This window comes from Paenibacillus sp. GCM10012306 (assembly GCF_042649265.1).
GTDB lineage: Bacteria > Bacillota > Bacilli > Paenibacillales > Paenibacillaceae > Paenibacillus_AQ.
Map to the genome: position 1 here is coordinate 736,466 of NZ_JBHRYW010000003.1, position 21,425 is coordinate 757,890.

A 21,425-nucleotide genomic window follows, 5' to 3' on the forward strand; every position below is an offset into this window, starting at 1 on the left:
GGGTAGTTCAGTCCGGGAACTGACTTTATGTTTATGTGTAACTTGTAGCTGTGGTAAAGGCTCTGTTAAAAAGCGCGCCCGAGTCCGCCGCTGACTTCGTGCGGCACATAGGCTGATTCCAGCCGCTCTACTTCATCCGGGGTCAGCGTGATATCAACGGCTGCCACCGCATCCTCCAGATGCTGCATCTTGGTTGCGCCGATGATCGGCGCCGTGACCGGTTTCTTCTGCAGCACCCAGGCTAAGGCCACTTGCGCGCGCGGAATGCCGCGCTCTTCGGCAATCTCCTTCACCTGTGCGGCCACGCGGTGATCGGCTTCGTCAGTCTTGGCGTATAATTGCTTCCCAAACTCATCGGTCAGGGAACGCGCGCTCGACTCTTCCCAGTCCCGTGTCAGCCGGCCGCGGGCTAGCGGACTCCACGGGATCACACCAATACCCTCAGCTTCACAGAGTGGCAGCATTTCCCGTTCTTCTTCACGGTACAACAGATTGAGATAATTCTGCATGGAGACAAAGCGAGTCCAGCCGTGAATTTCCGCTACATGCAGCGCTTTAAGAAACTGCCAGGCATACATGGAGGAAGCACCGATATAGCGGGCTTTACCTGCTTTGACCACATCATGGAGCGCCTCCATGGTCTCTTCAATAGGCGTTTCGCTGTCCCAGCGGTGAATCTGATACAGGTCAACATAATCCGTACCCAGCCGCTTCAGGCTATGGTCGATTTCACTCATAATAACTTTACGCGAAAGTCCGCCACCGTTGGGACCTGGTCGCATCCGGCCATGAACCTTTGTTGCGATGACCACATCATCACGGGCCGCAAAATCCTTCAGTGCCCGCCCGACGATCTCTTCGCTTGTCCCATCGGAGTACACATTGGCCGTATCAAAAAAGTTAATGCCCAGCTCAAGCGCCCGGCGGATGAACGGCCGGCTCTCTTCTTCCCCCAGTGTCCAGGCATGGTTCCCGCGCTCGGGTATCCCGTAGCTCATGCAGCCCAGGCAAATACGCGAAACCTCAAGACCTGTCGAACCCAGCTTTGCATAATCCATTGAACATCATCCTCTCAACCAGAAGTTATGACGAACACTTACGTTACTAGTATAGCTCCCACAATGAGGAAATAAAAATACAACAAGCTTCCGTACAACATAGAGACCCTTGCCTTGGTAGTATTCACGGTCAAATAATATCACCCTATGCAAACGCCAATCCGGGAAGAGCCGATTTATCCGGGACTAGTGTTTTAAGCTTGCTTGTCACTATTGTAACGAGAGAACAAACGCCAGATTAGCTCTCTACGGCTCGTAACACCCGTCTTGATGAAAATCGACTTGAGATGATCCTGAACGGTGTAAGCAGAGATATGCAGCTTGCGGGCTAATTCCTTGGTGGATTGCCCCATGGCGATCTGCTCTACAATTTCTTTCTCCCTAGACGACAATCCATACGACTCAGCAATTAGCGGCAGAATGTCGGCGGTTCGGGCTGGCTCAAAGGTAACGGCCAGCTGAATCTGGCCGGATGTCTCCTCCATTCTGCTGGCGGCAATAACCAAATAATGACCCGCTGGCAACCGTAGACAGATCTTGGCCTTCGAGGGCTGATTGTCCTCAGGAGCAGTCTGTTCCGCAAGCAAGCGCGAACAGACTGCCCGCACCGGACTTGGCAGTGCCTCCGCCCCAAGCTGTTCCCACTTCCCTAGCATGGACAGCCATTTTCTGGCTTGGCCATTAGTCGCGAGCGGGATCAGCTCATGGGACAGCACCATGATGCCGATATCCTCCTGCAGCCCTTGAATATCCTCCGGCGGCGTGCTTAATGCATACCCCCGCAGAGTTCGGGCTATCCAAGACGCGACAGCCGCCAGAAAGTCTTCCTCCTCTGCCTGGAAGACAGGCCTTTCCACTGACCTGAACAATGTCAGGTATCCCCAGCACGCCCCTCCGCTCAGCAGGACTGCACGGATTTCATCTCCGAGCCCTGCGGGCTTTAACACAGCAAGATAACGCCCGCTTCGCTCCAGCTCTCCCTCCGTAGCTCCGCTAAGCGTTGCCACTGGGACCGACCGCTGGACCAAATCATCATATTTGTTGAAATCTTCATGCAAATATTCATATTCAAACAGCCGGGCATGAATAGCATCAATGCCTTCCCCTGCAATGGCTCCAGTGGACAAGAGTGTGTACGGATCAACCGTTGTACAGCATGCGGCATCAAAAGGTATCCAGTCCTTCAGCTTGCTAATCATCGCCTCCCTGTATTCATGCGATGATGTCGCTCTTCGCTCCAGGCGCTCCAGCTCTTTCTTGAATGCTTCCAGACTCTGTAACATGCCCTTCTCCTTCTGAATCCCACAAATGTGGGATGGTCTCATTCTGACTTCACGCTGATAATTACTAATTATAAAGCAGCGCATCATATCATCAAGTCAGGAGAGGTTGTATATGAAGAAGCAAGACTCGAAAGAAGACAACGGAAGCAGAAATTGGGAGCACCCCAATGTTAATAGATACGAAGAGACCATTGCCTTAAAGATACCCGGTTATCACATGATGTACGAGCTGTTAGAACGGCTGCTAGCCGTAAGATTGGGGAACCACACTTCAGCGAAAGTGCTGGTTGTCGGTGCAGGTGGCGGTCAGGAGATCGTTACAATAGGTGCCAAACATAAAAATTGGCATTTTACTGGTATCGATCCTTCCAGCCGCATGCTGGAAATAGCTTCTCGGCGGATCAGGGAGGCCGGCTTTGAGCAGCAGACCACCTTGCTGCAAACCGGACTGGAAGGTTTTCCACACCAAGAGCCATATGATGCTGCAACCTGTATGTTGGTGCTTCATTTTGTAAAGGAGCGGGAACAGAAAAAGCAAATGCTCGCGCAGATTGCCAATCAGCTGAAGCCTGGGGCCCCCTTCTTCCTGTCATCCATTAACGGAGAAGCCAGTTCCGAGGCATGGACCCATATGATGAGAGCTTGGCAAAGCCATATGCTGGACCAAGGCATCAGCAACACGGAGTGGCAGCAATTTGCGGATTCCTTCGGAGTTACCTCTCACCCGCTTCCATCCAAAGAGGTTGAACTGCTTCTGGAGGAAGCCGGATTCAATACTATTTCACGTTATTTCAGCTCATATCTGGTTGAAGCATGGTTTGCCTTCAAAAAAGATGAGGAGAATGCCTGATGAACAAGGATATTATCGTCATCGGTGGTTACGGTCATGTTGGCTCACAAATCTGCTCCCTGCTCAGCGAATACTATCCTGGGCATGTCTATGCGGCAGGTCGTAGTCTGGAACGTGCAAAGCAATTCTGCATGACTACTGATGGCAAGGTTAAACCACTGCGCCTGGACCTCGTAGAAAAAGCGGACCCAGAGCTGCTTAAACGGACAAAAATAGTAATAATGTGTATGGATCAACAAGATACTGCTTTTGCCGAAGCATGCTTGCAAAACGGAGTGTATTATGTGGATGTATCGGCTAACGGCGCTTTTCTTACCTGCCTTGAAAATCTGACATCTCCCTCCAAACCGCTCCCTGGAACGGCTGTATTAAGTATCGGACTAGCCCCCGGTTTAACTAACATGCTGGCTCGTCAAGCCAGTGAAGCTATGGACCATACAGACCGCGCGGACATCACCATTATGCTGGGCCTTGGTGACAGCCATGGAAAAGCAGCCATTGAATGGACCTTGAACAATCTGCGGGCAGACTTCGATATTGTGGAGAACGGAAGCAAGGTTGCAGTGACCAGCTTCACAGGCGGCAAGATAAGTGATCTTGGTGAGGGATTGGGACGTCGTATAGCCTACCGCTTTCCTTTTTCCGATCAGCAGACCTTGCCCCGGACACTCGGCATCCCTTCCATCTCCACTCGTCTGTGCTTTGATTCCCGGATCGTTACTGCTTCCGTAGCGTGGCTGCAGAAATTCGGGCTGAGCAAAATGCTCCGCAGCGAACGAATGCGAAAAGCGGCAGTATGGTCTTTTGGCAAACTCCGCTACGGTAGTGATCAATTTGCCATCAAGGTGGATGCCTATGGCACGAAGAATGGTCTCCCCTATACAACGGAATATGGACTTCAAGGGGAAAATGAAGCCCAGATCACGGCCCGGGTAGCCGCTTCCGTGGCGGGAGCGATTTATAGCGCAGCATTGCCTCCTGGTGTTTTTCATATCGAAGAGTTATTCACCATCACTCTTGCCAGAGATCGTCTTTCACTGAGGCTGGCAGATACCACTGGGACTGGGCAATCCTATACCATTGACGAGATTACCTGCTGGACCCGTGAGGTGCCCCAATAACGTAAATTAATACCGGATACTGACGAGCGACGCTTCTTTAGCCCTGAAGATAAGGCTTTAAAGTCTGCACCATCTCCAGCAGCTGCTTGGAGGCGTCCTCGTACATCTGTTTGGCTTCCTTGTTCTGTGTGGACAGACTGAACATCTCCATGTCTGCTTCAGCTTTTTTGAGAGTGGCGTAGAGCTGCGGCTTCTCCTGCGCCTTCGGCACCTTGATTTTGTCGGCATAGAGGTCCACTGTCAAATCACCATAGGAATCCACCTGTCCCAAAAATACATCTTCGGTTTTCAATCCCATTAGTTCCAGCTTACCTTGCAGCCAGCCTCGAGTCTGACCCAGATTGTCCAGCGGTTCATCCAGAACCTTCCCGTCCATGATGACTGCCAGCGGTTCTTTCTCCTGGGGAACGATAATTCCCAGATCCTTGGGCGTTAACGGCTGGTTTTCCTTTTTCAGCAGGACGTTAATCGAGCCGGAGGATTCCATAATTGCAAACTCGACATCAGCGAGTCTGAACACATCCTTCTTGCGTAATTCCGCCAACAATTCATCCGAAGTCAAACGCTCCTTCTTCAGATTCTCTTCCATAATCTTGCCATCCTTGACAACAACCATGGATTTGAAGTCGATGAAATCCCTTGCTTTCTTGCTCTTGATCTGCAACAATTCAATGCCAAGCGAGACGGTCACCCAGACCGCAAGGGCAATCAGACCAATATACCAGGTCGTCTCGGTATCAAGGGAAATATAGGCCGCCAAGCTCCCGATGGTAATGCCCGTAATGTATTCGAATAACGAGAGCTGAGACACCTGTCTCTTCCCGAGCAATTTGGTTAAAAAGAAAAGAATCACCACGGCGCATAACGTCCGCACAATAACCTCCAACCATAACGGCAACTGTAACTCCTCCTTTGATTTAAGTGTCCTCGTTGCTTAACAGATTCATTATTTGTTAATTGAACCGGAAGAAAACAGGGATTTTTTCCCCTGAATAATGCTGCAAAGCGGAGCGAATCATATTCAACGTTAATTAGTTTTAATCACCCGAAGGAGGAACTTACAAATGACGGTAGCTTCACAGGTAAAAACATGTCTCTCTTCTCTAAAAGGCGCTCAAGCCAGCTTGGAACAGTTCGCGCTTGAAACTCAAAATCAGGATGCCAAAACCCTGTTCACCAACGCTGCAGCACAAGCACAGCAGATCGTACAGCAAGTAGAGAGCCGAGTTCAGGACCTCGAAAAAGAAGAGCCGCAATATAAAGGTTTCTAAATAAGAAAAGCCCTGCTCCAGTAAAGGAGCAGGGCTTTTCTTATTTAGCGGAGACCACTTCGGTTTGTGCGGAACTCTCCGTATCGATGTCACTTTTTTATGCTTGAATTTTTTAAGTATCATCCGCTCATAAAGTATCTGAATTTAATTATTTTAAATAATATTACGACTACGCTTAAAAATATTATTGATTTCGGCACTCGTATTTTCATTATTTCGGTTTTTTGTATAATTAACCTAAAGGAGTGAAAGCAATGGACGAAATCGACCTTCAGATCTTAGAAATGCTGAAGAGCAACGGCCGCATGACAAGTTCCGAAATTAGTAAAGTCATTCATTTATCCGTGCCTGCCATCACTGAAAGAATCCGAAAACTTGAAAAAAACGGAGTGATTGATCAATTCACGGTCAAATTAAATCGTAAAGCAATAGGGCAAAACTTCGTCGTTTTTATTTTTGTACAATTGCACGGCTCGGCCGAAACTCAAAAATTCCGTGAGAATATTATTCAATCACCGTTAGTTCTGGAGTGTCACCATATCTCGGGAGAATACGATTACCTCCTGAAAGTTGGGCTAGCGGATTTATCTGAAATGGAGGAGTTTATCACGCATACGCTAAAGGCCAATCATGATGTTGTAAGATCCAATACGATTTTTATATTATCCTCGCTAAAAGAAGAATAACGAAAGGAGTTCATCCTTATGTCATGGGAGTGGCTGGTCAGAGGAATCCTGTTAGGGGTTTCTATTGCAGCTCCTTTAGGTCCAATCAGTATATTATGTATCAAGGAGACCTTAAGCTCAGGTTTCAAAATCGGTCTATTCTGCGGTTTGGGAGCGGCCACAGCAGATGCAGTCTATGGTTGTATCGCCGGGTTAGGCTTATCCACCCTCACTGCTTTTCTAGTCGATTATAAAACGGTGCTACAAGCCTTAGGCGGACTATTTATTTGTTATCTTGGCATAAAGTCGCTACGAACTACTCCCCATACGGGAAGTAGCACAGAACCTTATAATCCAAAAAGCTCATTCAATTCATACATAGTAACGCTGCTGCTGACGCTATCCAATCCTATGACGATTATTTTTTTCCTCGGCGTTTTTAGCGCTTCCGGTGTTCAGTTGTCACGTAGCAGTTCCGATATGCCATTGTTGATAGGCGGTGTCTTTCTGGGTTCCGTGTTATGGTGGGTCTTTTTACTAGGGAGCACCGCTTTGTTCAGGATCCCTATGACGACAAAACGCTCGAAGCAGAACTGGTTCAACAAACTATCCGGATTGGTGATGTTATCTTTCGGTGTGATTGCTCTCATTCAATCTCTTGGTGAAATCTGGTGACAAATGGGAGCGCTGCGCTCCTACAGTTCCAAACTTCCCCCTTCGTTCCTCCTCGATTTTCGTTACTTTCTTTTGTTCATCTTATATAGTTTTTACTCAAACAAAGGAGGGTGTCCCAATCAGCCACTGGCTGTTTGGACACCCTCCTTTGTTATTTAGCAGAAACCACTTCGGTCTGTGCAGAATTTGTTGTATCCCCGTGACCTGGACCAAACAGATTCAGGACGACTACACCAATTACGATCAGAGCGATGCCGACGAGGCTGCCAGTCGATATTTTCTCCTTCCAGATCAGTACCGAAATAATGACAGTAGCCACCGATCCGACCCCTGACCAGATGGCGTAGGCTGCATTCAACGGAATCGTCTTCAGCGTCAGCGATAAGAAGAAAAAGGCCACCACAAAACCTACAACCACGCCGATAACGGGCAAGGGCTTGCTGAATCCCTGTGATGCCTTAAGCATCGACGTGCCGAACAACTCAAATATGATAGATAAAGCCAGATACAAATAACCCATTATTCTTTATTTCCTCCAGACCATGAAATTAATTGTTCAAACACTTGATCCCGCAGCTTCTCGTCCAGTTGGGCCATTCCGAACAGTTCCGTAAACCATATGCCGTCGGCGGCTAGTCTGATGATGGTGGCTTGAACGGGATCGATACCATCATGGATAATGTTGTTCTGCCAGCCCTTGAACTGCTCCCTCATTCCGTCCAGCAGCTTGGGGTTTGCAAAAGCGGCAGCAAATAGCGCTGAGCTCCTGTCAAGGCCCCGCTCCACGTCCTTAAAGGCAGTTCTCACATATGCACGACTCCATGAGCCTTGTGCATTAGGATCAGCCTCTGCTGTTTGCTGGACATTCTGTCCGTACTCTTCATTGAACTTATCCACCATACCGGTAATCAGAGCATCTTTACTAGCAAAATGATACAATAGTCCGCCCTTGCTGACGCCTGCCTCCTTCGCTACCGCATCTAGCGTCAGTTGAACCATCCCGTCCCGCTGAACAATGGTTGAGGCTGCATTCAGAATCGCTTCCCGTTTGGAATTGGCATTATGAGCTGTCAAAAGCATCACCTCTTTACATTTAGTGTACCGTCTGGACGGTTTGTGGGTCAACAGTAAAATGCTAATCGGTAGTTTTTTTATTAATATATGCAAAAAAGCCAGCAAATACGGTTGTAGCCGCTTTGCTGGCGCTCTTCTATTCCTTATAACTATCCTCTAAATGTTCATCAGATCCGCAATATGAATCTTCTGCCCAGTCCGAGCACTCTCTAGCGCTCCGAACACCATGGCCATGCTGTAACGATTATCCCTGCAATCTGTCTCTGCCGGACGTTGCTCTTTCAGCGAGAGGAACATTTCATCGAGGCAGCCAGGGTGGAACGTATTCTTCATTTCCATCTCCGGGCCTTGCACAGTTTCATAATCATAGAGAAACTTTCCGCTCTGGTCGCCAGTTGACACCACTTCCGCATAAGGCATACCGTTGCCGTCCCAAATCGCAGTCCCCTTCTCACCGGTGATCCGCCAAGAAGCTTCCCATGAGGTTGGAGCACCTTCTGCACACCAGGAACCTTGATAACTAAACACAGAACCATCTGACATTTCAAAAATGCATATGGCCGCAGCATTTCCAGCATACCATGATCCCGGAGGATTAAACTCCTGGCAGTAAACCGTCACCGGATTGGCTCCACTGATGTACCTCGCCTGATCAAAGGTATGTATCGCCATGTCCAGCAGCAATGGGCTTTCCATCGCATCACGAAATCCACCGAAATGGGGAGCCAAGAAAAAGCTTGCGCCGATATAGCCGGTCCTGCCGATAGTTCCCTGTTCGATCAAGCTCCGTAGTGAACGAATCCGCTGATCAAAGCGACGGTTCTGCATCACAGCATGCGTCATACCTGTCCGTTCCGTTAAGGCCACAATCTCATTACACTCTGCCATTGTGCTTGCCAGTGGCTTCTCTCCGAAGACCTGACACCCCATTTCCAGGGCGATGCGAGCAATCGTGAAATGACTTTCTGGAATCGTAACGTCAAATACTAGAGTGGCGCCAGTCTCGCTGATGGCTTGCTTCAGATCAGTGAACGTTGGGCAGGTTAGATTGTACCGCGCGGCCATCGCCTGTGCAGCTGAGGGGTACAGATCAACCAATGCAACAATTTCCGCATCCTCCCGCCCAAGTGCATATTCCACCCAGGCATTCGCCATTCCTCCGCAGCCAGCTACAGCGATGCGATATGATACTGTCACTTTAGCGCCTCCTTTGATTAGGTCGGATTCGGAACGAAGCTTCCGCCGCGGCAATGTTTAAGATAGTTAAGGGCATGAACTTGCCCGGTCATCTCCAGCTCATCCTTGTAGACCGGATCATGCCAGCCTTCAATATCAATGGTACCTTTGTAGCCCGCTTGGCGCAGGATAGTGATAATATCCGCCCAGTTCGTATCTCCGAAGCCCGGTGTGCGGTGCCACACATACTCCTTGGACCCATGAATACCATATTCCTTGACAATATCCCAGGCGATGGTTGCGTCCTTGCCGTGTACATGGAATATTTTATCCGTCCATTTGCGCAGCTGCGGGATTGGATCAATCAAGGCCACCATTTGGTGACAGGGTTCCCATTCCAACCCCAGGTTGTCGGCAGGCACGGCGTTGAACATTTTCTCCCAAGCCTGTGGGTTGTGAGCGATGTTCCAATCGCCGGATTGCCAATTGCCACCCATGGAGCAATTCTCGAAGGCAATGCGCAGGCCACGGTCAGCTGCTTTCTTCGATAGTTCACCGAAGACTTCTGCAAACTTCGGCAGGGAGTCATCGATGGATTGACCTGGTAAACGACCGGTGAAACCGGATACCATATCCGTACCGAACAAGTGGGCTGTGTCGATTAGACGTTCCCAGCTTGCCAATGCATCTTCGTTGCCGTTAGTGTTGATGAGCGGATTGCCAAATATGCCGACAGAAGAAATGACAAAGTTATGTTGATCCGCCAGTTCACGCACGCGTTTGGCCGTCTCCGCTAAGTCTGTCTCTCCTGTTGTTTGCCAAAAGGTCAAGCTAAAGGATTCAAAGCCATGTCCTACGATTTGCGGAATCACACGCACGGCATCGCCGCCGCCCACCAAAGTACCGATTCTAAGTGTATCTTGCATCTTGTGTACCACTCCAATATTGGTTTATATTAAATTCAATATCACAAGTATATCCGTCATTTTCACCTAAATCTCTGATTATATTGTGTTATTATAGTTCAATCTTGTGGTGGAGGCTGAAGTCGTTGACATACCCGAAGGAGCTTAAAGAATACCCGCAACTGGAACAAAAGACGTACCCGTTCCGCTTATTCATCAACGATCGCCAGGAGGCAAAGGCGGGTGAGAACATTCTTTTCATACACTGGCATGAGCATTTCGAGATCATTGTGATGCAGCGTGGCAGCGCTATTTTTCATGTGGACAGTCATCCTTATGAGGTTCAGGCGGGTGAGGTCCTGTTCGTTCCCTCAGGGGGACTGCATGTCGGCTACACTACCAAGGATGGGCCTCTTTGCTATACCTCTATCGTGTTCCATGGGTCGCTCTTCGAGGACTGGAAGCAGGACCCGCAGCATGAGCAATTCGTTGAACCTTATGTGAGCAACCGATATCAGTTTCCGGTAAGGCCTGCCGAGTATATTCCGTCCTTTGCCGCACAATCTGTACTGCTTCAGTCCATTATCGAAGAGGATCAGATCAAGGGGCCAGCTTATCAACTGGCGATCAAGAATTACCTCCACCTGCTGTTCACCTTGCTGTCACGCCATTTTTTGCCTCAACAGCTCGTTGGCAGTTCCAAAGAACATCATTCATTCAACCGGGAACGATTCAAGCCGCTGCTAACCCATGTAGAGAAGCATTTCGCTGAAAAAATCACTATTGAACAGGCAGCCAAAACCGTCAATCTCAATCCTTATCATTTCTGCAAAACGTTCAAGAAGCTAACCGGACGTACCTTTATTGATTATGTGAATCTGTGCCGGGTTAATGAGGCCGAGCGTCTATTGCTGGAGAGCAATCTTACTATTACCGAAATCGCTGGACAGGTTGGCTGTGACAATCCCAATTATTTTACGAAGCTGTTCAAACAGTACAAGGGCATGACTCCGTCAGGGGTTCGTAAATTTCCATGATTTACACTGCGAAATCTTACGAAAATTGGTCAATCTAGCGGGAGAATGTCAGCAAATACGATACGATCTGGAGATCACGCCTGATAGACTCAATTTCACTCTATAGGGTAATCGAATAACGGGAAAACCTCCTGTTAGTTTCAGTGAAATCCCTTCTTTTCTAAAAATAACTGGAAATTATCCTGTTGATTATCTCTTTTCTAGGGAATTACGGGATATATGAGGTTCATAACTGGAGAATTTCCCTTTATTTATCACAAGGAAGGTGAAAGGACACATTTAACGGGATATTTTCCTGTTATCAAAGCCTCTCTTAAGATTCGAACGTGGCTCGGGTAGTTATTCTGGTGAAGTGTAAACTTGCGATCGCTGTTGTTCTCATATTCTTCTATGTTAAGCCGCCTCTATGCGCTGAACTTAAGAAAAAAAGCCCGCCCTCATAAGAATGGAAGTGATGAGTAACCATTCCTACGGGGCGGGCTTCTTTTATTGACTGAATCAATATTTAATCCAGTGTATATGGCGTCAAACCAACTGGAAGCGCTGCAGGACGGCTGCAGGTACTCTCCATGGCATAGAAGCTGCGGGAATCAGAGGAGTCGTGGAACGCCCACATCGCTTCCAGTACATGATAGGCCAGTTCTCCGCTAGCCCGGTGAGGTCGCCCGGTGCGAATGGCATATGCCATATCGGCTGGACCAATGCCACGTGTATTCTGGTCATAACCTGGCAGCAGCGGCTGCTCGCTCCATTCACTCTCACCTGTGCGCCGGAATTTTACCGGTCCGCCAAAGTTATTTGGATCGGGAACCTGAATCGTTCCCTCAGTCCCGTATATTTCAATATGAGGCAGATCACTGCCCCCGAAGACATCGAAGCTGGTGATAAGGGTCGCAATGGCACCCTCTGCGAATTGTAAGGTTCCTGCCACATGAGTCGGGATGTCCACCGGAATCTTCTGCCCGGCTTTTTTCTCACTGGTGATGGTCCGTTCCGCGAGTGCCTTGCCTGTCATCCCTGCTACGGCAGAGATTGGCCCCAGCAGTTGAACCAGCGCTGTCAGGTAATAAGGCCCCATGTCGAACATTGGTCCGCCACCTGCCGCATAGTAAAATTCCGGATCGGGATGCCAATTCTCATGACCTCTCGACATCATGAACGAAGTGGCTGCCATAGGTCGGCCAATTACTCCATCCTCTATTAGCTTCAGCGAAGTCTGGATGCCCGAGCCGAAGAATGTTTCTGGCGCACTGCCCACCAACAGCCCTTTGGCCTTGGCCGTTTCCAGTACTTTGCGCCCCTCTTCTCTCGTAACCGCAAGAGGCTTCTCTACATAGACATGCTTCCCGGCTTCCAGCGCCCGGAGACAAATCTCAGCATGAGCAGCCGGGATCGTGAGGTTGATCACAATCTCGATTTCGGGATCTGCAAGCAGCTCCTCTGTTGTATACACACGTGGGATATTGTATTTCTGTGCCTGTTCCCGCGCTCTTTCAAGATCCATATCTGCACATGCGACTAGCTCCAAAATCTCAAACTTGTTGCAGTTTTCCATATAGATGCCGCTGATTTTTCCGCAGCCGATAATGCCAACTTTTACTTTATCCATTGGTCTTCTCTCCCGAATTATAGTTGACTGTCCGCCATGCCGCTGTAGCTATTCCCTGCACCTGCTGTGGTTCGTCCGCCAACCTGTTTTCCTTCAGCTGCCCACAACAGTCCTCTTCTCATCAGTTCCTTCACCTGTGGCAGCTCCACGATATCAGCGTGATGACCAAGCGAATTGTAGTACACGCGTCCTGCACCCCAGCGCTTGGTCCAGACCACTGGCATATCCACCGCTCCGTTAGCGGAGTGAGGCCCTTCTGCTACAGGGAAACGGGTAGTCGCCAGAACTTCGATAGCGGGATCAATATGCAAATAATATTGCTCAGATGTAACATTGAAATCTGGAATGTCCTGCACCAGCGGGCTGGAGCTATGACGGATGTTCACTGTATATTCCACTCCGTCATTGCCAGGATGAGCTACCCATTGCCCGCCAGTCATGAACTGCCAGTCCACATTGGTGCGGAAGGAATCACACATGCCACCGTGACAGCCTGCCAGCCCAGTACCACTCTGCACGGCCGCAGATACATTATCGACAAGCTCCTGCGAGATCTCGCCCATCGTCCACACTGGGACAATCAGATCCAGGCCCAGCAGCTTCTCGCGGTCTGCAAACGCCTCCAGAGTATCCGATACTTCCACTTCGAAGCCTGCCTCCCGCAGAACACCAGCGAATACCTCGCTTACCTGCTGCGGTTCATGGCCATCCCAGCCGCCCCATACGATCAATGCCTTTTTTGCGCTCATTAGAAATCTCCTCTCAGGTCTGTAAGCTACATTTCGGACAGGCTAACCCAGCGACGCTCTTCAATCGAACGTTCCACGGCTTCAAGCACTGCCTGACATTTCACACCGTCCCGGAAGTTGGGTTCCGGCAGACGGCCTTCTTCAATGGCATTGGACAATTCCAGCACTTCATGAATAAATGTATGTTCAAAACCGATGGTATGTCCGGTTGGCCACCAGGCCGCCGCATATTCATGAACAGGATCAGTGGCCAGCACACGGCGGAAGCCCTGCACATCTTCGTCATCTGAGGTCAGAAAGACCTCCAGTTCATTCATGCGCTCAAAGTCGAACTTTACACTGCCAAGACTTCCGTTGATTTCAAAAGAATTGGTAGAACGGTGTCCCGCGGCAAAACGCGTAGCCTCGAAGCTGCCCATGGCACCGTTTGCAAAACGGGCCAAAAAGAGCGTAGCATCATCCACCGTAACCTCACCACGTGGTCCTTCTGCGCTTCCCTTAGCAGTAAGACCTGTCATTTCAGCAGCTAGCGGACGCTCCTTGATGAAGGTCTCACTCATACCGATCACTTCCTTAATATCGCCTACAAGGAAATGTGCTAAATCAATGAGATGCGCCCCCAGATCACCATGAGAACCGGACCCGGCAATTTCCTTCTGGAGCCTCCAGACTAGCGGGAATTCCGGATCGAGAATCCAGTCTTGCAGGAACCAGGCCCGGAAGTGATAAATCTTGCCGAGACGTCCACTCTCCACCAGCTTCTTAGCCAACCGTACGGCTGGGGAAAAGCGGTAATTGAAGCCTATCATATGGAGGACGCCAGCCTCCTCTGCGGCCTGAAGCATTTCCCTGGAATCCGCAAGCGACAACGCCAGCGGCTTCTCGCAGAACAGATGCTTGCCCGCTTTGGCCGCAGCCAGCGCAATTTCCTTATGGACATTACTTGGTGCATTGATATCCACCAGATCAATATCCTCTCGGGTCACCAGTTCCCGCCAGTCCGTAACGCTATCCTGCCATCCAAGCCGCGCGGCCGCTTCCTGCAAATCTTCGGCATTACGTCCGCAAAGCACGGACATTTCCGGCTTCAACGCCTGAGGAAAAAACATCGGAAGAGTCTTGTAGGCATTGCTGTGAGCCTTGCCCATAAATTTATACCCGATCATGCCAACGCGCAGTTGTTTCATTTAATACCTCCTAGGGAATTCAAATGAGGGTTGAAGCACGAACAACAAGCTCTGTCGGAAGCTTGATCCGAAGCGGCTTGTCTTCTGCAGCCCCGTCCTCCGGCGTATCCAGCACACGGGCTGCAGCCAGCTCGCCCAGCCGGTAAAATGGCACACGCACACTGCTCAAGGCAGGTGTGGTCAATTCAGCTGCATCGGAATCGTCATAGCCGATAATAGCAGGCATGTTTTCTCTAGTAATTCCCAATTCGAACAACCCTTGCTGCAGACCGATCGCCATTCGGTCATTGGCTGCAAACACAGCATCAATCTCGCCCAGCACGGCTGCAATTTCCGCTGCCGCACGGATGCCGCTTCTGCGGCTAAAGTTTCCCTCAAACTGCAAGGAAGACTGCACGGATAAACCGGCCTCGCGTAGTGCACGGGAATACCCTTCCATCCGATCGCGGCTGTTCGAATAGACCTGCGGCCCATTCAGAAAGGCAATCCGCGTAAAGCCCTGTTGAAGCAGATGCTGAACAGCCAGCATACTGCCCTGAACATGATCTGCATCCACCTCGGGGAAGTTCTCTCCTTCAAAATGCTGGTTAATAAGACAGAAGGGATATCCATCTTCCTTCAACCGGCGCAGTGCTTCAAGCTCTTCCTTCTCTTCTTTGGCACCAAGGACAATACAAGCATCCACCTTGCGCATCCGAAATAGCTCGCTGTAATCCATAGTCCCGTCTGAATTGCGAAAGAGCATCAGCAGATCATAACCTTCATCCCGTGCTTTGTTCCCGATACCGCTTAGAATCTCAGAAAAATAATAAGCAGAGAACAGACGTGCCTTGGGCAAATATGGCATAACCACACCCAGATTGCCGCTGCGTTTACGGGCAAAGCTTCGGGCTAGCGAGTTTGGCGTATAGCCCAGCTGTTGGGCTGCTTCCAGCACCCGCTGCTTCGTCTCTTCCTTAAGCGGACCGACATCATTCAGCACACGTGATACGGTAGCTTCAGATACACCGGCCAGCTCGGCCACCTCTTTTCGGCTGGCGATAGGAATCAACTCCTTTACAAAATGTACACGCGTACATTCTCTCATGCAAAGCTCACTTCGTCAATTCTTTTCTGCATGAACCTCCACCCATTCTTGCACATGCCGAACGAACTTTTTCGTTGCAGGTGAAGCGTGTTTCATCGAATGAACGGCGATTCCCAGCGATCGAAAGCTTGGCTCCTCGAGTTCCAGCATCACCACGTTATGATTTTGGCGCATCAACACCAGCTCCGGCAGAATACTTATGCCAAGACCTTTATCTACCATGGCAATGATCGCATAATCATCCCCAGCCGAGAATTTAACATTAGGTTCAATGCCAGCCTTCTCCAGCACCCGCCGAACATCATAATCCGAGCCGGCCTTGGGAATAATGAAATCCTCATGCGCAATTTGCGACAGGGGAAAGTAAGGTGCCCCGCTGATCGGATGCTCCTGTGAAACAATGGCAAGCATACGATCTTTTTTCAAAGGAAAAACTTCGAACTTGTCACGCGTAGGTAGCGATATAAAGCCGCAATCGATCACCCCTGCCTCGATCCATTGTTCAATCTCCAGGTAGTCGCCCTCCATGAGCTTGAACTCAATATAGGGATACTGACTACGGAACTGCTTGATCATCCCGGGCAGCCAATGGACAGATACGCTGGTGAATGTACCGATGGTGATCGTTCCCGTCTCCAGTCCATGAATGTGAGTTACCTTCTGTTTCAATTGCTCATTCCAGTTCAGAATCTCGCGGATTGGCTGTAGCACCTGTTCCCCGTTCACAGTGAGTCTGACACCTGAACGATTGCGGATCAGCAGCGAGAAGCCAAATTCTGTCTCCAGACTGTTAATGGTGTGACTGATACCCGATTGGGTGAACCCAAGAACTTCTGCTGCTTTGGTGAGGCTACCCAACTCCACTACTTTTAAAAACACTTCGTATTTACTGAGACTCAAGCCAGTATCCCCCTCGTTCATATGTATGATATTTATTCATGTATTACATGATAAACATTCAGTTAACTTATATAATCAGGCATATTATACTATACTCACTTCGATGATTAAAAGGATGATGAACTGATGAAGCCGTTTAAGGCTGATCTCTTGCTATTGGTTGTAACTGTATTTTGGGGCTCCTCCTATCTGTTTATGAAAATGGGGCTGGATAGCCTCGGCGAATTTAATCTGATTGCGCTCCGATTCGGACTTGCTTTTATATTGTCTGCCGCGATTTTCCACAAGCGTCTGCGCATGATTAATGTTAAGACCTTAAAATATGGCGCCTTGCTTGGCTTCCTGCTGTTAGGCGTGTTCACATGCATTACGTTCGGGCTCAAGACAACCACTACTTCCAATGCCGGGTTCCTGGTCGCGTTAACCGTCATTTTCGTTCCGTTGCTTCAAGTGCTGTTCTTCAAAAATAAAGTCGGATTCCCGCAAATCTTCGGCTCCCTGCTCGCCATCGGCGGAATCGGTCTGCTAACGCTGAATGCTTCGCTAACCGTACGGCCCGGTGATCTTCTCTGTACGCTGTCGGCAGTATTCTATGCAGTACAGATCATCGTTACCGGCAAAGCGGTCAAAGAGCATGACTCGTTAAGCATCGGTATCCTGCAGCTCGGCTTTGCTGGCGGTTACGCACTGGTGCTTTCCCTGCTGTTCGAGACGCCTCATCTGCCCTCTACCTTGCCAGGCTGGACCGCCATTTTGGCACTGGGCATTCTGTGCAGTGCTTTCGGCTTCATTTTGCAGCCGGTTGCACAGAAGTACACTTCTCCTGCACGCACCGGACTCATTTTCTCGTTAGAGCCAGTCTTCGCCGCCTTGTTCGGCTACTGGTTCGTCGGAGAGAAGCTGAGTCACCAAGGGTATGCCGGAGCGGCACTCGTTCTGCTCGGTATTGTTGCTTCTGAGCTGCTGGGTAAAGCATCCTTCGCCCCGGCTTGGATACAGGGGAAACGCGGCGCCAGTTAATGCCGCAGTCATGATTGGGCAGGACAGCCGTGCTTGTCCCCGCGCCTCAAATTTTCTACATAGCGAAAACCGCAAGCCTCCATGAAAGGAGACTTGCGGTTTTTTGTGCCACAACTATGGCTGCGTTATGCGTTACACATTCCTGAGCTAAGTGGCTTAGTGCCCCATCATCATAGCCGCATCAGCCTTATCGCCCTCTCCAGGGTTCGCGGTTGCCACCTTTGGCTTGCGCAGGATGATACTGATGACTACACCAGCCACAGCGATACAGCCGGCCAGGAAGAAGACATCATTGAAAGCCAATACTGAGGCCGCCAGCGGATTGCCGCCTTTGCCCATTTCACCCATATGGGTTGTAATTTGACTGGTTAGGTAGCCGGTCATACCTGCTACAGCAAAGGAAACAACAACTTGTTGTGCAGCTGCAGTAAGCGGCGTTACACGGCCAACCCATTCACGCGGTGCGGAATTGAGTACATGCGTGTTCAGTGGCATCATGGTCAAGCCCATACCCAGACCCATCATGAACAGGTATACCATAATCTGTGGAAGCGCGGTGTCCATTGTAATACCCGACAGCATGAATAGCGCAACAGAGATAATCGTCAGGCCGACAAAAGCCAACGGACGTGCACCGATCTTATCGAACAGACGACCGCCAATCGGCATACCGAATCCGGCAGCCAGCGCCTGTGGCAACAGAATCAAGCCAGTCTCAAGCGGTGTGAAATTGCGGATCTGCTGAAGATAGAGCGGAACGAACAGCATGGTACCGAATAGTGCCGCTTGTGTTACCCAAGTCAGGATAATACCGCGGGTAAAGTCGGAAGAACGGAAAACGCGCAGTTCCAGTAGCGGATGCTTATGCAGCAGCTCAACGATAACGAACAAGACCAGTGCTACGCCACCAACGGCCAACCCTACGATTGTCGATGTGGACGACCAACTGCCGCTACCGCCTTCGTTAACGCCGTAAGCCAGCATGGAGAAGGCGATTGGCGCCAGGATCATGCCCAACAGATCGAGGTGTGTTCTGCCTGTTTTCTCGGAAGTCGGCAAGTATTTAATGCCCAGAATGACAGCTATGATACCAATTGGCAGGTTGATCAGGAAGATCCAGTGCCAGCTTACGTACTCCACCAGCCAACCGGAGAGAATCGGTCCAAGTGCTGGGGCAAGCAGCATCGGAATCCCGAGCATCCCCATAATGGAGCCTCTGCGTTCCGGCGGTGCCAATTTGAAGACCATTGCCATCCCGATTGGAGCGACCATCCCGCCGCCCAGACCTTGGATTACACGGAAAAGAACAAGTTGGCCCGAGGTTTGGGCAATGGAGCACAGTACGGAACCCAAGACGAACATGATTACCGTTGCCAGAAAGACCTGCTTAGAGCCAAAACGGTCTGTCATCCAGCCAGCCAGCGGAATAACTGCAGCCAGTGCTAGCGTGTAGCCTGTAATGGCCCATTGCACTGTTTTGAGGTCTGTCGAGAAGTAATCGACAAGTTTAGGGACGGCGACATTGACGACTGTACCATCCAGAATAACCATAATCATACCCACGATAATCGCGAGCAACGGAGGAATAATTGCTTTCAATGAGAAAGCCTGTCCTCCTGCCGTATTTCCATTCACACTATTTGACATGCTTTTCTCCACTCTTTTCTCTATAAAGTATATTTACTAAAATAATGCTCAAACAGACAATCGATCTGCTCATCGAGAGCCGGAAGGTCAAACACCGGTGTGATCTTTTCCTTCTTGCCCGGAAAGTTCGTAATCAGCGCCGGAATCACAACAGCCCCATATAGCTGAAGCATCATTAGTTGCAATCTGCCATCGTCCTCTACATGAGTGATCTCCTTCAATGTATTGTGCATTTTCTTGACCCTCAAGATCTTGGCATAACGGTCATATTCTGTAGGTGAGCACATGATCTGGGGTCCCTGTTCCAGCACCTGTCTGGCCAATCCGGGATATCGGAGAAGATTCACAACATACCGGCTTAAGAATTGCTTGAGCCGCTCCTCCGGCAGCAAGGAAGCATCTTCAAGTGCCTGGAAGGCATCATCGAACGTTGAGAGCAATACACGAACGGCATCACTCATTAGACTTTCCTTGGAACCGTAATAATAATTCACCAACGCAAGATTAGTGTCTGCCCTGGAAGCAATTTTACGCAGAGTCGCGCATTGGAACCCTTCCTCTTTGATCAACATCACCGTAGCATCCAAAATCGTCTGTTTAGTATCTTTATCTGAATGGTCTGTGCCCTGGTCCAGTGTGTTCATCGCTACCGTTTCCACCTCCTCTCATGATTTAATCATTGTTTTAAACACTGTTTAATCGAACATTAATGTACTCCTAAACACCTGTTATTGTCAATAGTCAACATCAGGCAACGAGTGTAATCTGTTCCTTCCTGTCCGACAGCTTGTTCATCACACGTTATACTTTCCCTGGAGACGTAATAAATAATTCATTAGTACAATCTCCTTTCTTCATGTAATCACTGTTTTAAACGCCGTTTAACCGAACATTAATGTACTCCTGAACCCCTGTCCTTGTCAATAGTCAAGATTAGGTACCCCCATCTGGTTATATGTAACCATAAAGGATATTTGAATTATGATAAAGAATTCATAGTGCAACATCGATCTTATTTTGAAAGGAGCTAACTATGATACCACAAATAGTCGAAAAATCTATGAATGCGCTATGCAGCTCTTTAGTTACGAACAATTCCAACATCGATTCAGTTTATATCTACGGTTCGGTTGCATTGGGAGACTTTATTGAAGGTTCTAGCGATATTGATTTCATAGCAATTCTTCGAGAGCCACCAACGATGTCTGATATCCAGTCCATCTCGGCAGCTCACGAAGAGCTGGAAAACATGTTTCCACAGACTGATATTATGGGAGCTTATCTGCCGGGGAGTGAACTTGGTAAACCACAATGTGAAATTAGTTCTTTATTGACCTACTATAATAAACAAGTGCATACAAATGGCTTTGGTTCTGATATTAATCCAATTACTTGGTGGATTCTCAAAAATCATGGCATCAGAGTTTATGGATCGACACAATCCTTAAATTATGAAGTAGACATTAAAACTTTAATCACATACGTCATTGAAAACTTAAATACCTATTGGGCTGGCTGGATAAATCGACTAGAGAATCCATTGAATTTGAATAATTCATCAGACCCGGAGAGTGTTACAAAACAGCTTGATGAGACTGTTGAATGGTGTACCCTTGGTATGCTACGGCAACTATATACATTAAAAGAGCATGACATAAAGAGTAAAGTTGAGGCTGGTTATTATGGAATTACAATTATCCCACAGCGGTGGCATGAACTGATCTATGAGGCGATTAACATAAAACGGCTGCTGTCTCAACGCTACTATGATTCAAATGAAAAGCGCTTGACTGACCTTGTGGCATTACTTCGTTACATTCACTTAGAAGCTAATCGTATATTTGATGAGTGGATTGTGTCTTAATCTTGAAGAGAGGCCTCCTCCCCAACTAACAGCATTTTTGTATCTTATTTTTCTTCAATATAGGTAAATGAGGGAACTAAGGGCATTATTGTATCTTATTTTTCGAAAAAGCACGCTGGACAGGCATTTTAGTAGAATTAAGGTACATTTTGCAATTAGAATAAATAGTGGACACCCGTTAACGGACAGACCGATAATGAAATCAGTGGAGGTGTGTTCACTTGGGAGAACAAAGACAACGATATAA

22 protein-coding genes are annotated in these 21,425 nt (G+C 48.9%); 8 read left to right on the forward strand and 14 right to left on the reverse strand.

Annotation, left to right across the window (positions count from 1 at the left end):
* Positions 1-65 precede the first annotated feature (65 nt).
* Together ACFORK_RS10770 and ACFORK_RS10775 are read right to left on the reverse strand one after the other, a co-directional pair.
* Entirely contained in the window at positions 66-1,058 is a 993-nt protein-coding gene (locus ACFORK_RS10770) for an aldo/keto reductase (protein ID WP_379198492.1), read from the reverse strand.
* Positions 1,059-1,252: 194 nt separating this feature from the next.
* On the reverse strand, positions 1,253-2,341 hold the full coding sequence (locus tag ACFORK_RS10775; protein WP_379198494.1) for a LuxR C-terminal-related transcriptional regulator: 1,089 nt from the start codon (positions 2,339-2,341) through the stop codon (positions 1,253-1,255).
* Between the two features lie 112 nt (positions 2,342-2,453).
* Between ACFORK_RS10775 and ACFORK_RS10780 the strand changes: the two genes are divergently transcribed.
* Positions 2,454-3,191, forward strand: a complete 738-nt coding sequence (locus tag ACFORK_RS10780) for a class I SAM-dependent methyltransferase (protein WP_379198496.1) — start codon at positions 2,454-2,456, stop codon at positions 3,189-3,191.
* Positions 3,191-4,312, forward strand: coding sequence for a saccharopine dehydrogenase family protein (locus ACFORK_RS10785; RefSeq protein WP_379198498.1), 1,122 nt, complete (start codon positions 3,191-3,193; stop codon positions 4,310-4,312). The genes ACFORK_RS10780 and ACFORK_RS10785 overlap by 1 nt, the downstream gene beginning before the upstream one ends.
* A gap of 37 nt (positions 4,313-4,349) precedes the next feature.
* Here ACFORK_RS10785 and ACFORK_RS10790 read toward each other — a convergent pair whose 3' ends face one another.
* Entirely contained in the window at positions 4,350-5,210 is an 861-nt protein-coding gene (locus tag ACFORK_RS10790; protein ID WP_379198500.1) for a DUF421 domain-containing protein, read from the reverse strand.
* A 166-nt stretch (positions 5,211-5,376) separates the two neighbouring features.
* On the opposite strand from ACFORK_RS10790, the gene ACFORK_RS10795 reads away from it, so the two are divergent.
* From ACFORK_RS10795 to ACFORK_RS10805, 3 genes are all read left to right on the forward strand, one after another.
* Positions 5,377-5,583, forward strand: coding sequence for a DUF1657 domain-containing protein (locus ACFORK_RS10795; protein ID WP_379198502.1), 207 nt, complete (start codon positions 5,377-5,379; stop codon positions 5,581-5,583).
* Positions 5,584-5,837: 254 nt separating this feature from the next.
* The gene (locus ACFORK_RS10800; RefSeq protein ID WP_379198504.1) at positions 5,838-6,269 is read left to right on the forward strand and encodes an Lrp/AsnC family transcriptional regulator; all 432 of its coding nucleotides are present in this window, start codon (positions 5,838-5,840) and stop codon (positions 6,267-6,269) included.
* A gap of 18 nt (positions 6,270-6,287) precedes the next feature.
* Entirely contained in the window at positions 6,288-6,923 is a 636-nt protein-coding gene (locus ACFORK_RS10805; RefSeq protein WP_379198506.1) for a LysE family translocator, read from the forward strand.
* 151 nt (positions 6,924-7,074) lie between these two features.
* Here ACFORK_RS10805 and ACFORK_RS10810 read toward each other — a convergent pair whose 3' ends face one another.
* The 4 genes from ACFORK_RS10810 to ACFORK_RS10825 all read right to left on the reverse strand — a co-directional run bounded on the left by ACFORK_RS10810 (position 7,075) and on the right by ACFORK_RS10825 (position 10,099).
* Positions 7,075-7,443, reverse strand: coding sequence for a DMT family transporter (locus ACFORK_RS10810; RefSeq protein WP_379198508.1), 369 nt, complete (start codon positions 7,441-7,443; stop codon positions 7,075-7,077).
* Positions 7,443-7,997, reverse strand: a complete 555-nt coding sequence (locus ACFORK_RS10815) for a TetR/AcrR family transcriptional regulator (protein WP_483874848.1) — start codon at positions 7,995-7,997, stop codon at positions 7,443-7,445. The genes ACFORK_RS10810 and ACFORK_RS10815 overlap by 1 nt, the downstream gene beginning before the upstream one ends.
* Before the next feature lie 156 nt (positions 7,998-8,153).
* Positions 8,154-9,194 carry a Gfo/Idh/MocA family protein gene (locus ACFORK_RS10820; protein ID WP_379198512.1) on the reverse strand — a complete coding sequence of 347 codons (1,041 nt, stop codon included), beginning with the start codon at positions 9,192-9,194 and terminating at the stop codon, positions 8,154-8,156.
* A 17-nt stretch (positions 9,195-9,211) separates the two neighbouring features.
* Positions 9,212-10,099, reverse strand: a complete 888-nt coding sequence (locus ACFORK_RS10825; RefSeq protein WP_379198514.1) for a sugar phosphate isomerase/epimerase family protein — start codon at positions 10,097-10,099, stop codon at positions 9,212-9,214.
* 125 nt (positions 10,100-10,224) lie between these two features.
* Between ACFORK_RS10825 and ACFORK_RS10830 the strand changes: the two genes are divergently transcribed.
* Entirely contained in the window at positions 10,225-11,115 is an 891-nt protein-coding gene (locus ACFORK_RS10830) for a helix-turn-helix domain-containing protein (RefSeq protein WP_379198516.1), read from the forward strand.
* A 505-nt stretch (positions 11,116-11,620) separates the two neighbouring features.
* Here ACFORK_RS10830 and ACFORK_RS10835 read toward each other — a convergent pair.
* The 5 genes from ACFORK_RS10835 to ACFORK_RS10855 are packed head-to-tail and all read right to left on the reverse strand — an operon-like array spanning position 11,621 to position 16,647.
* Positions 11,621-12,724, reverse strand: a complete 1,104-nt coding sequence (locus tag ACFORK_RS10835; protein ID WP_379198518.1) for a Gfo/Idh/MocA family protein — start codon at positions 12,722-12,724, stop codon at positions 11,621-11,623.
* 17 nt (positions 12,725-12,741) lie between these two features.
* Positions 12,742-13,473: a ThuA domain-containing protein gene (locus ACFORK_RS10840; RefSeq protein ID WP_379198520.1), complete on the reverse strand. Its 732-nt coding sequence runs from the start codon at positions 13,471-13,473 to the stop codon at positions 12,742-12,744.
* Positions 13,474-13,499: 26 nt separating this feature from the next.
* Positions 13,500-14,660 (reverse strand): Gfo/Idh/MocA family protein, encoded by a 1,161-nt coding sequence (locus ACFORK_RS10845; protein ID WP_379198522.1) that lies wholly within the window; start codon positions 14,658-14,660, stop codon positions 13,500-13,502.
* A 19-nt stretch (positions 14,661-14,679) separates the two neighbouring features.
* Entirely contained in the window at positions 14,680-15,747 is a 1,068-nt protein-coding gene (locus ACFORK_RS10850; RefSeq protein ID WP_379198524.1) for a LacI family DNA-binding transcriptional regulator, read from the reverse strand.
* A gap of 15 nt (positions 15,748-15,762) precedes the next feature.
* Entirely contained in the window at positions 15,763-16,647 is an 885-nt protein-coding gene (locus ACFORK_RS10855) for a LysR family transcriptional regulator (protein ID WP_379198526.1), read from the reverse strand.
* Between the two features lie 126 nt (positions 16,648-16,773).
* On the opposite strand from ACFORK_RS10855, the gene ACFORK_RS10860 reads away from it, so the two are divergent.
* A complete protein-coding gene (locus tag ACFORK_RS10860; protein ID WP_379198528.1) occupies positions 16,774-17,667 on the forward strand; it encodes a DMT family transporter in 894 nt (297 codons plus the stop codon).
* A gap of 156 nt (positions 17,668-17,823) precedes the next feature.
* On the opposite strand, the gene ACFORK_RS10865 is transcribed toward ACFORK_RS10860, so the two are convergent.
* Both ACFORK_RS10865 and ACFORK_RS10870 read right to left on the reverse strand, forming a co-directional pair.
* Entirely contained in the window at positions 17,824-19,314 is a 1,491-nt protein-coding gene (locus ACFORK_RS10865; RefSeq protein ID WP_379198530.1) for a DHA2 family efflux MFS transporter permease subunit, read from the reverse strand.
* 20 nt (positions 19,315-19,334) lie between these two features.
* Positions 19,335-19,958 (reverse strand): TetR/AcrR family transcriptional regulator, encoded by a 624-nt coding sequence (locus tag ACFORK_RS10870; RefSeq protein WP_379198532.1) that lies wholly within the window; start codon positions 19,956-19,958, stop codon positions 19,335-19,337.
* Between the two features lie 389 nt (positions 19,959-20,347).
* Here ACFORK_RS10870 and ACFORK_RS10875 point away from each other — a divergent pair, with 389 nt between their 5' ends.
* Positions 20,348-21,178 carry an aminoglycoside adenylyltransferase domain-containing protein gene (locus tag ACFORK_RS10875; RefSeq protein ID WP_379198534.1) on the forward strand — a complete coding sequence of 277 codons (831 nt, stop codon included), beginning with the start codon at positions 20,348-20,350 and terminating at the stop codon, positions 21,176-21,178.
* The last annotated feature ends 247 nt before the right edge of the window (positions 21,179-21,425 follow it).

What these genes read in the sequence shown, in the direction of transcription:
- ACFORK_RS10770 (WP_379198492.1), bottom strand. Translation starts at nt 1,058, where the DNA reads ATGGATTATGCAAAGCTGGGTTCGACAGGTCTTGAGGTTTCGCGTATT.
- ACFORK_RS10775 (WP_379198494.1), bottom strand. Translation starts at nt 2,341, where the DNA reads ATGTTACAGAGTCTGGAAGCATTCAAGAAAGAGCTGGAGCGCCTGGAG.
- ACFORK_RS10780 (WP_379198496.1), top strand. Translation starts at nt 2,454, where the DNA reads ATGAAGAAGCAAGACTCGAAAGAAGACAACGGAAGCAGAAATTGGGAG.
- ACFORK_RS10785 (WP_379198498.1), top strand. Translation starts at nt 3,191, where the DNA reads ATGAACAAGGATATTATCGTCATCGGTGGTTACGGTCATGTTGGCTCA.
- ACFORK_RS10795 (WP_379198502.1), top strand. Translation starts at nt 5,377, where the DNA reads ATGACGGTAGCTTCACAGGTAAAAACATGTCTCTCTTCTCTAAAAGGC.
- ACFORK_RS10800 (WP_379198504.1), top strand. Translation starts at nt 5,838, where the DNA reads ATGGACGAAATCGACCTTCAGATCTTAGAAATGCTGAAGAGCAACGGC.
- ACFORK_RS10805 (WP_379198506.1), top strand. Translation starts at nt 6,288, where the DNA reads ATGTCATGGGAGTGGCTGGTCAGAGGAATCCTGTTAGGGGTTTCTATT.
- ACFORK_RS10810 (WP_379198508.1), bottom strand. Translation starts at nt 7,443, where the DNA reads ATGGGTTATTTGTATCTGGCTTTATCTATCATATTTGAGTTGTTCGGC.
- ACFORK_RS10825 (WP_379198514.1), bottom strand. Translation starts at nt 10,099, where the DNA reads ATGCAAGATACACTTAGAATCGGTACTTTGGTGGGCGGCGGCGATGCC.
- ACFORK_RS10835 (WP_379198518.1), bottom strand. Translation starts at nt 12,724, where the DNA reads ATGGATAAAGTAAAAGTTGGCATTATCGGCTGCGGAAAAATCAGCGGC.
- ACFORK_RS10840 (WP_379198520.1), bottom strand. Translation starts at nt 13,473, where the DNA reads ATGAGCGCAAAAAAGGCATTGATCGTATGGGGCGGCTGGGATGGCCAT.
- ACFORK_RS10845 (WP_379198522.1), bottom strand. Translation starts at nt 14,660, where the DNA reads ATGAAACAACTGCGCGTTGGCATGATCGGGTATAAATTTATGGGCAAG.
- ACFORK_RS10850 (WP_379198524.1), bottom strand. Translation starts at nt 15,747, where the DNA reads ATGAGAGAATGTACGCGTGTACATTTTGTAAAGGAGTTGATTCCTATC.
- ACFORK_RS10860 (WP_379198528.1), top strand. Translation starts at nt 16,774, where the DNA reads ATGAAGCCGTTTAAGGCTGATCTCTTGCTATTGGTTGTAACTGTATTT.
- ACFORK_RS10865 (WP_379198530.1), bottom strand. Translation starts at nt 19,314, where the DNA reads ATGTCAAATAGTGTGAATGGAAATACGGCAGGAGGACAGGCTTTCTCA.
- ACFORK_RS10870 (WP_379198532.1), bottom strand. Translation starts at nt 19,958, where the DNA reads ATGAACACACTGGACCAGGGCACAGACCATTCAGATAAAGATACTAAA.
- ACFORK_RS10875 (WP_379198534.1), top strand. Translation starts at nt 20,348, where the DNA reads ATGATACCACAAATAGTCGAAAAATCTATGAATGCGCTATGCAGCTCT.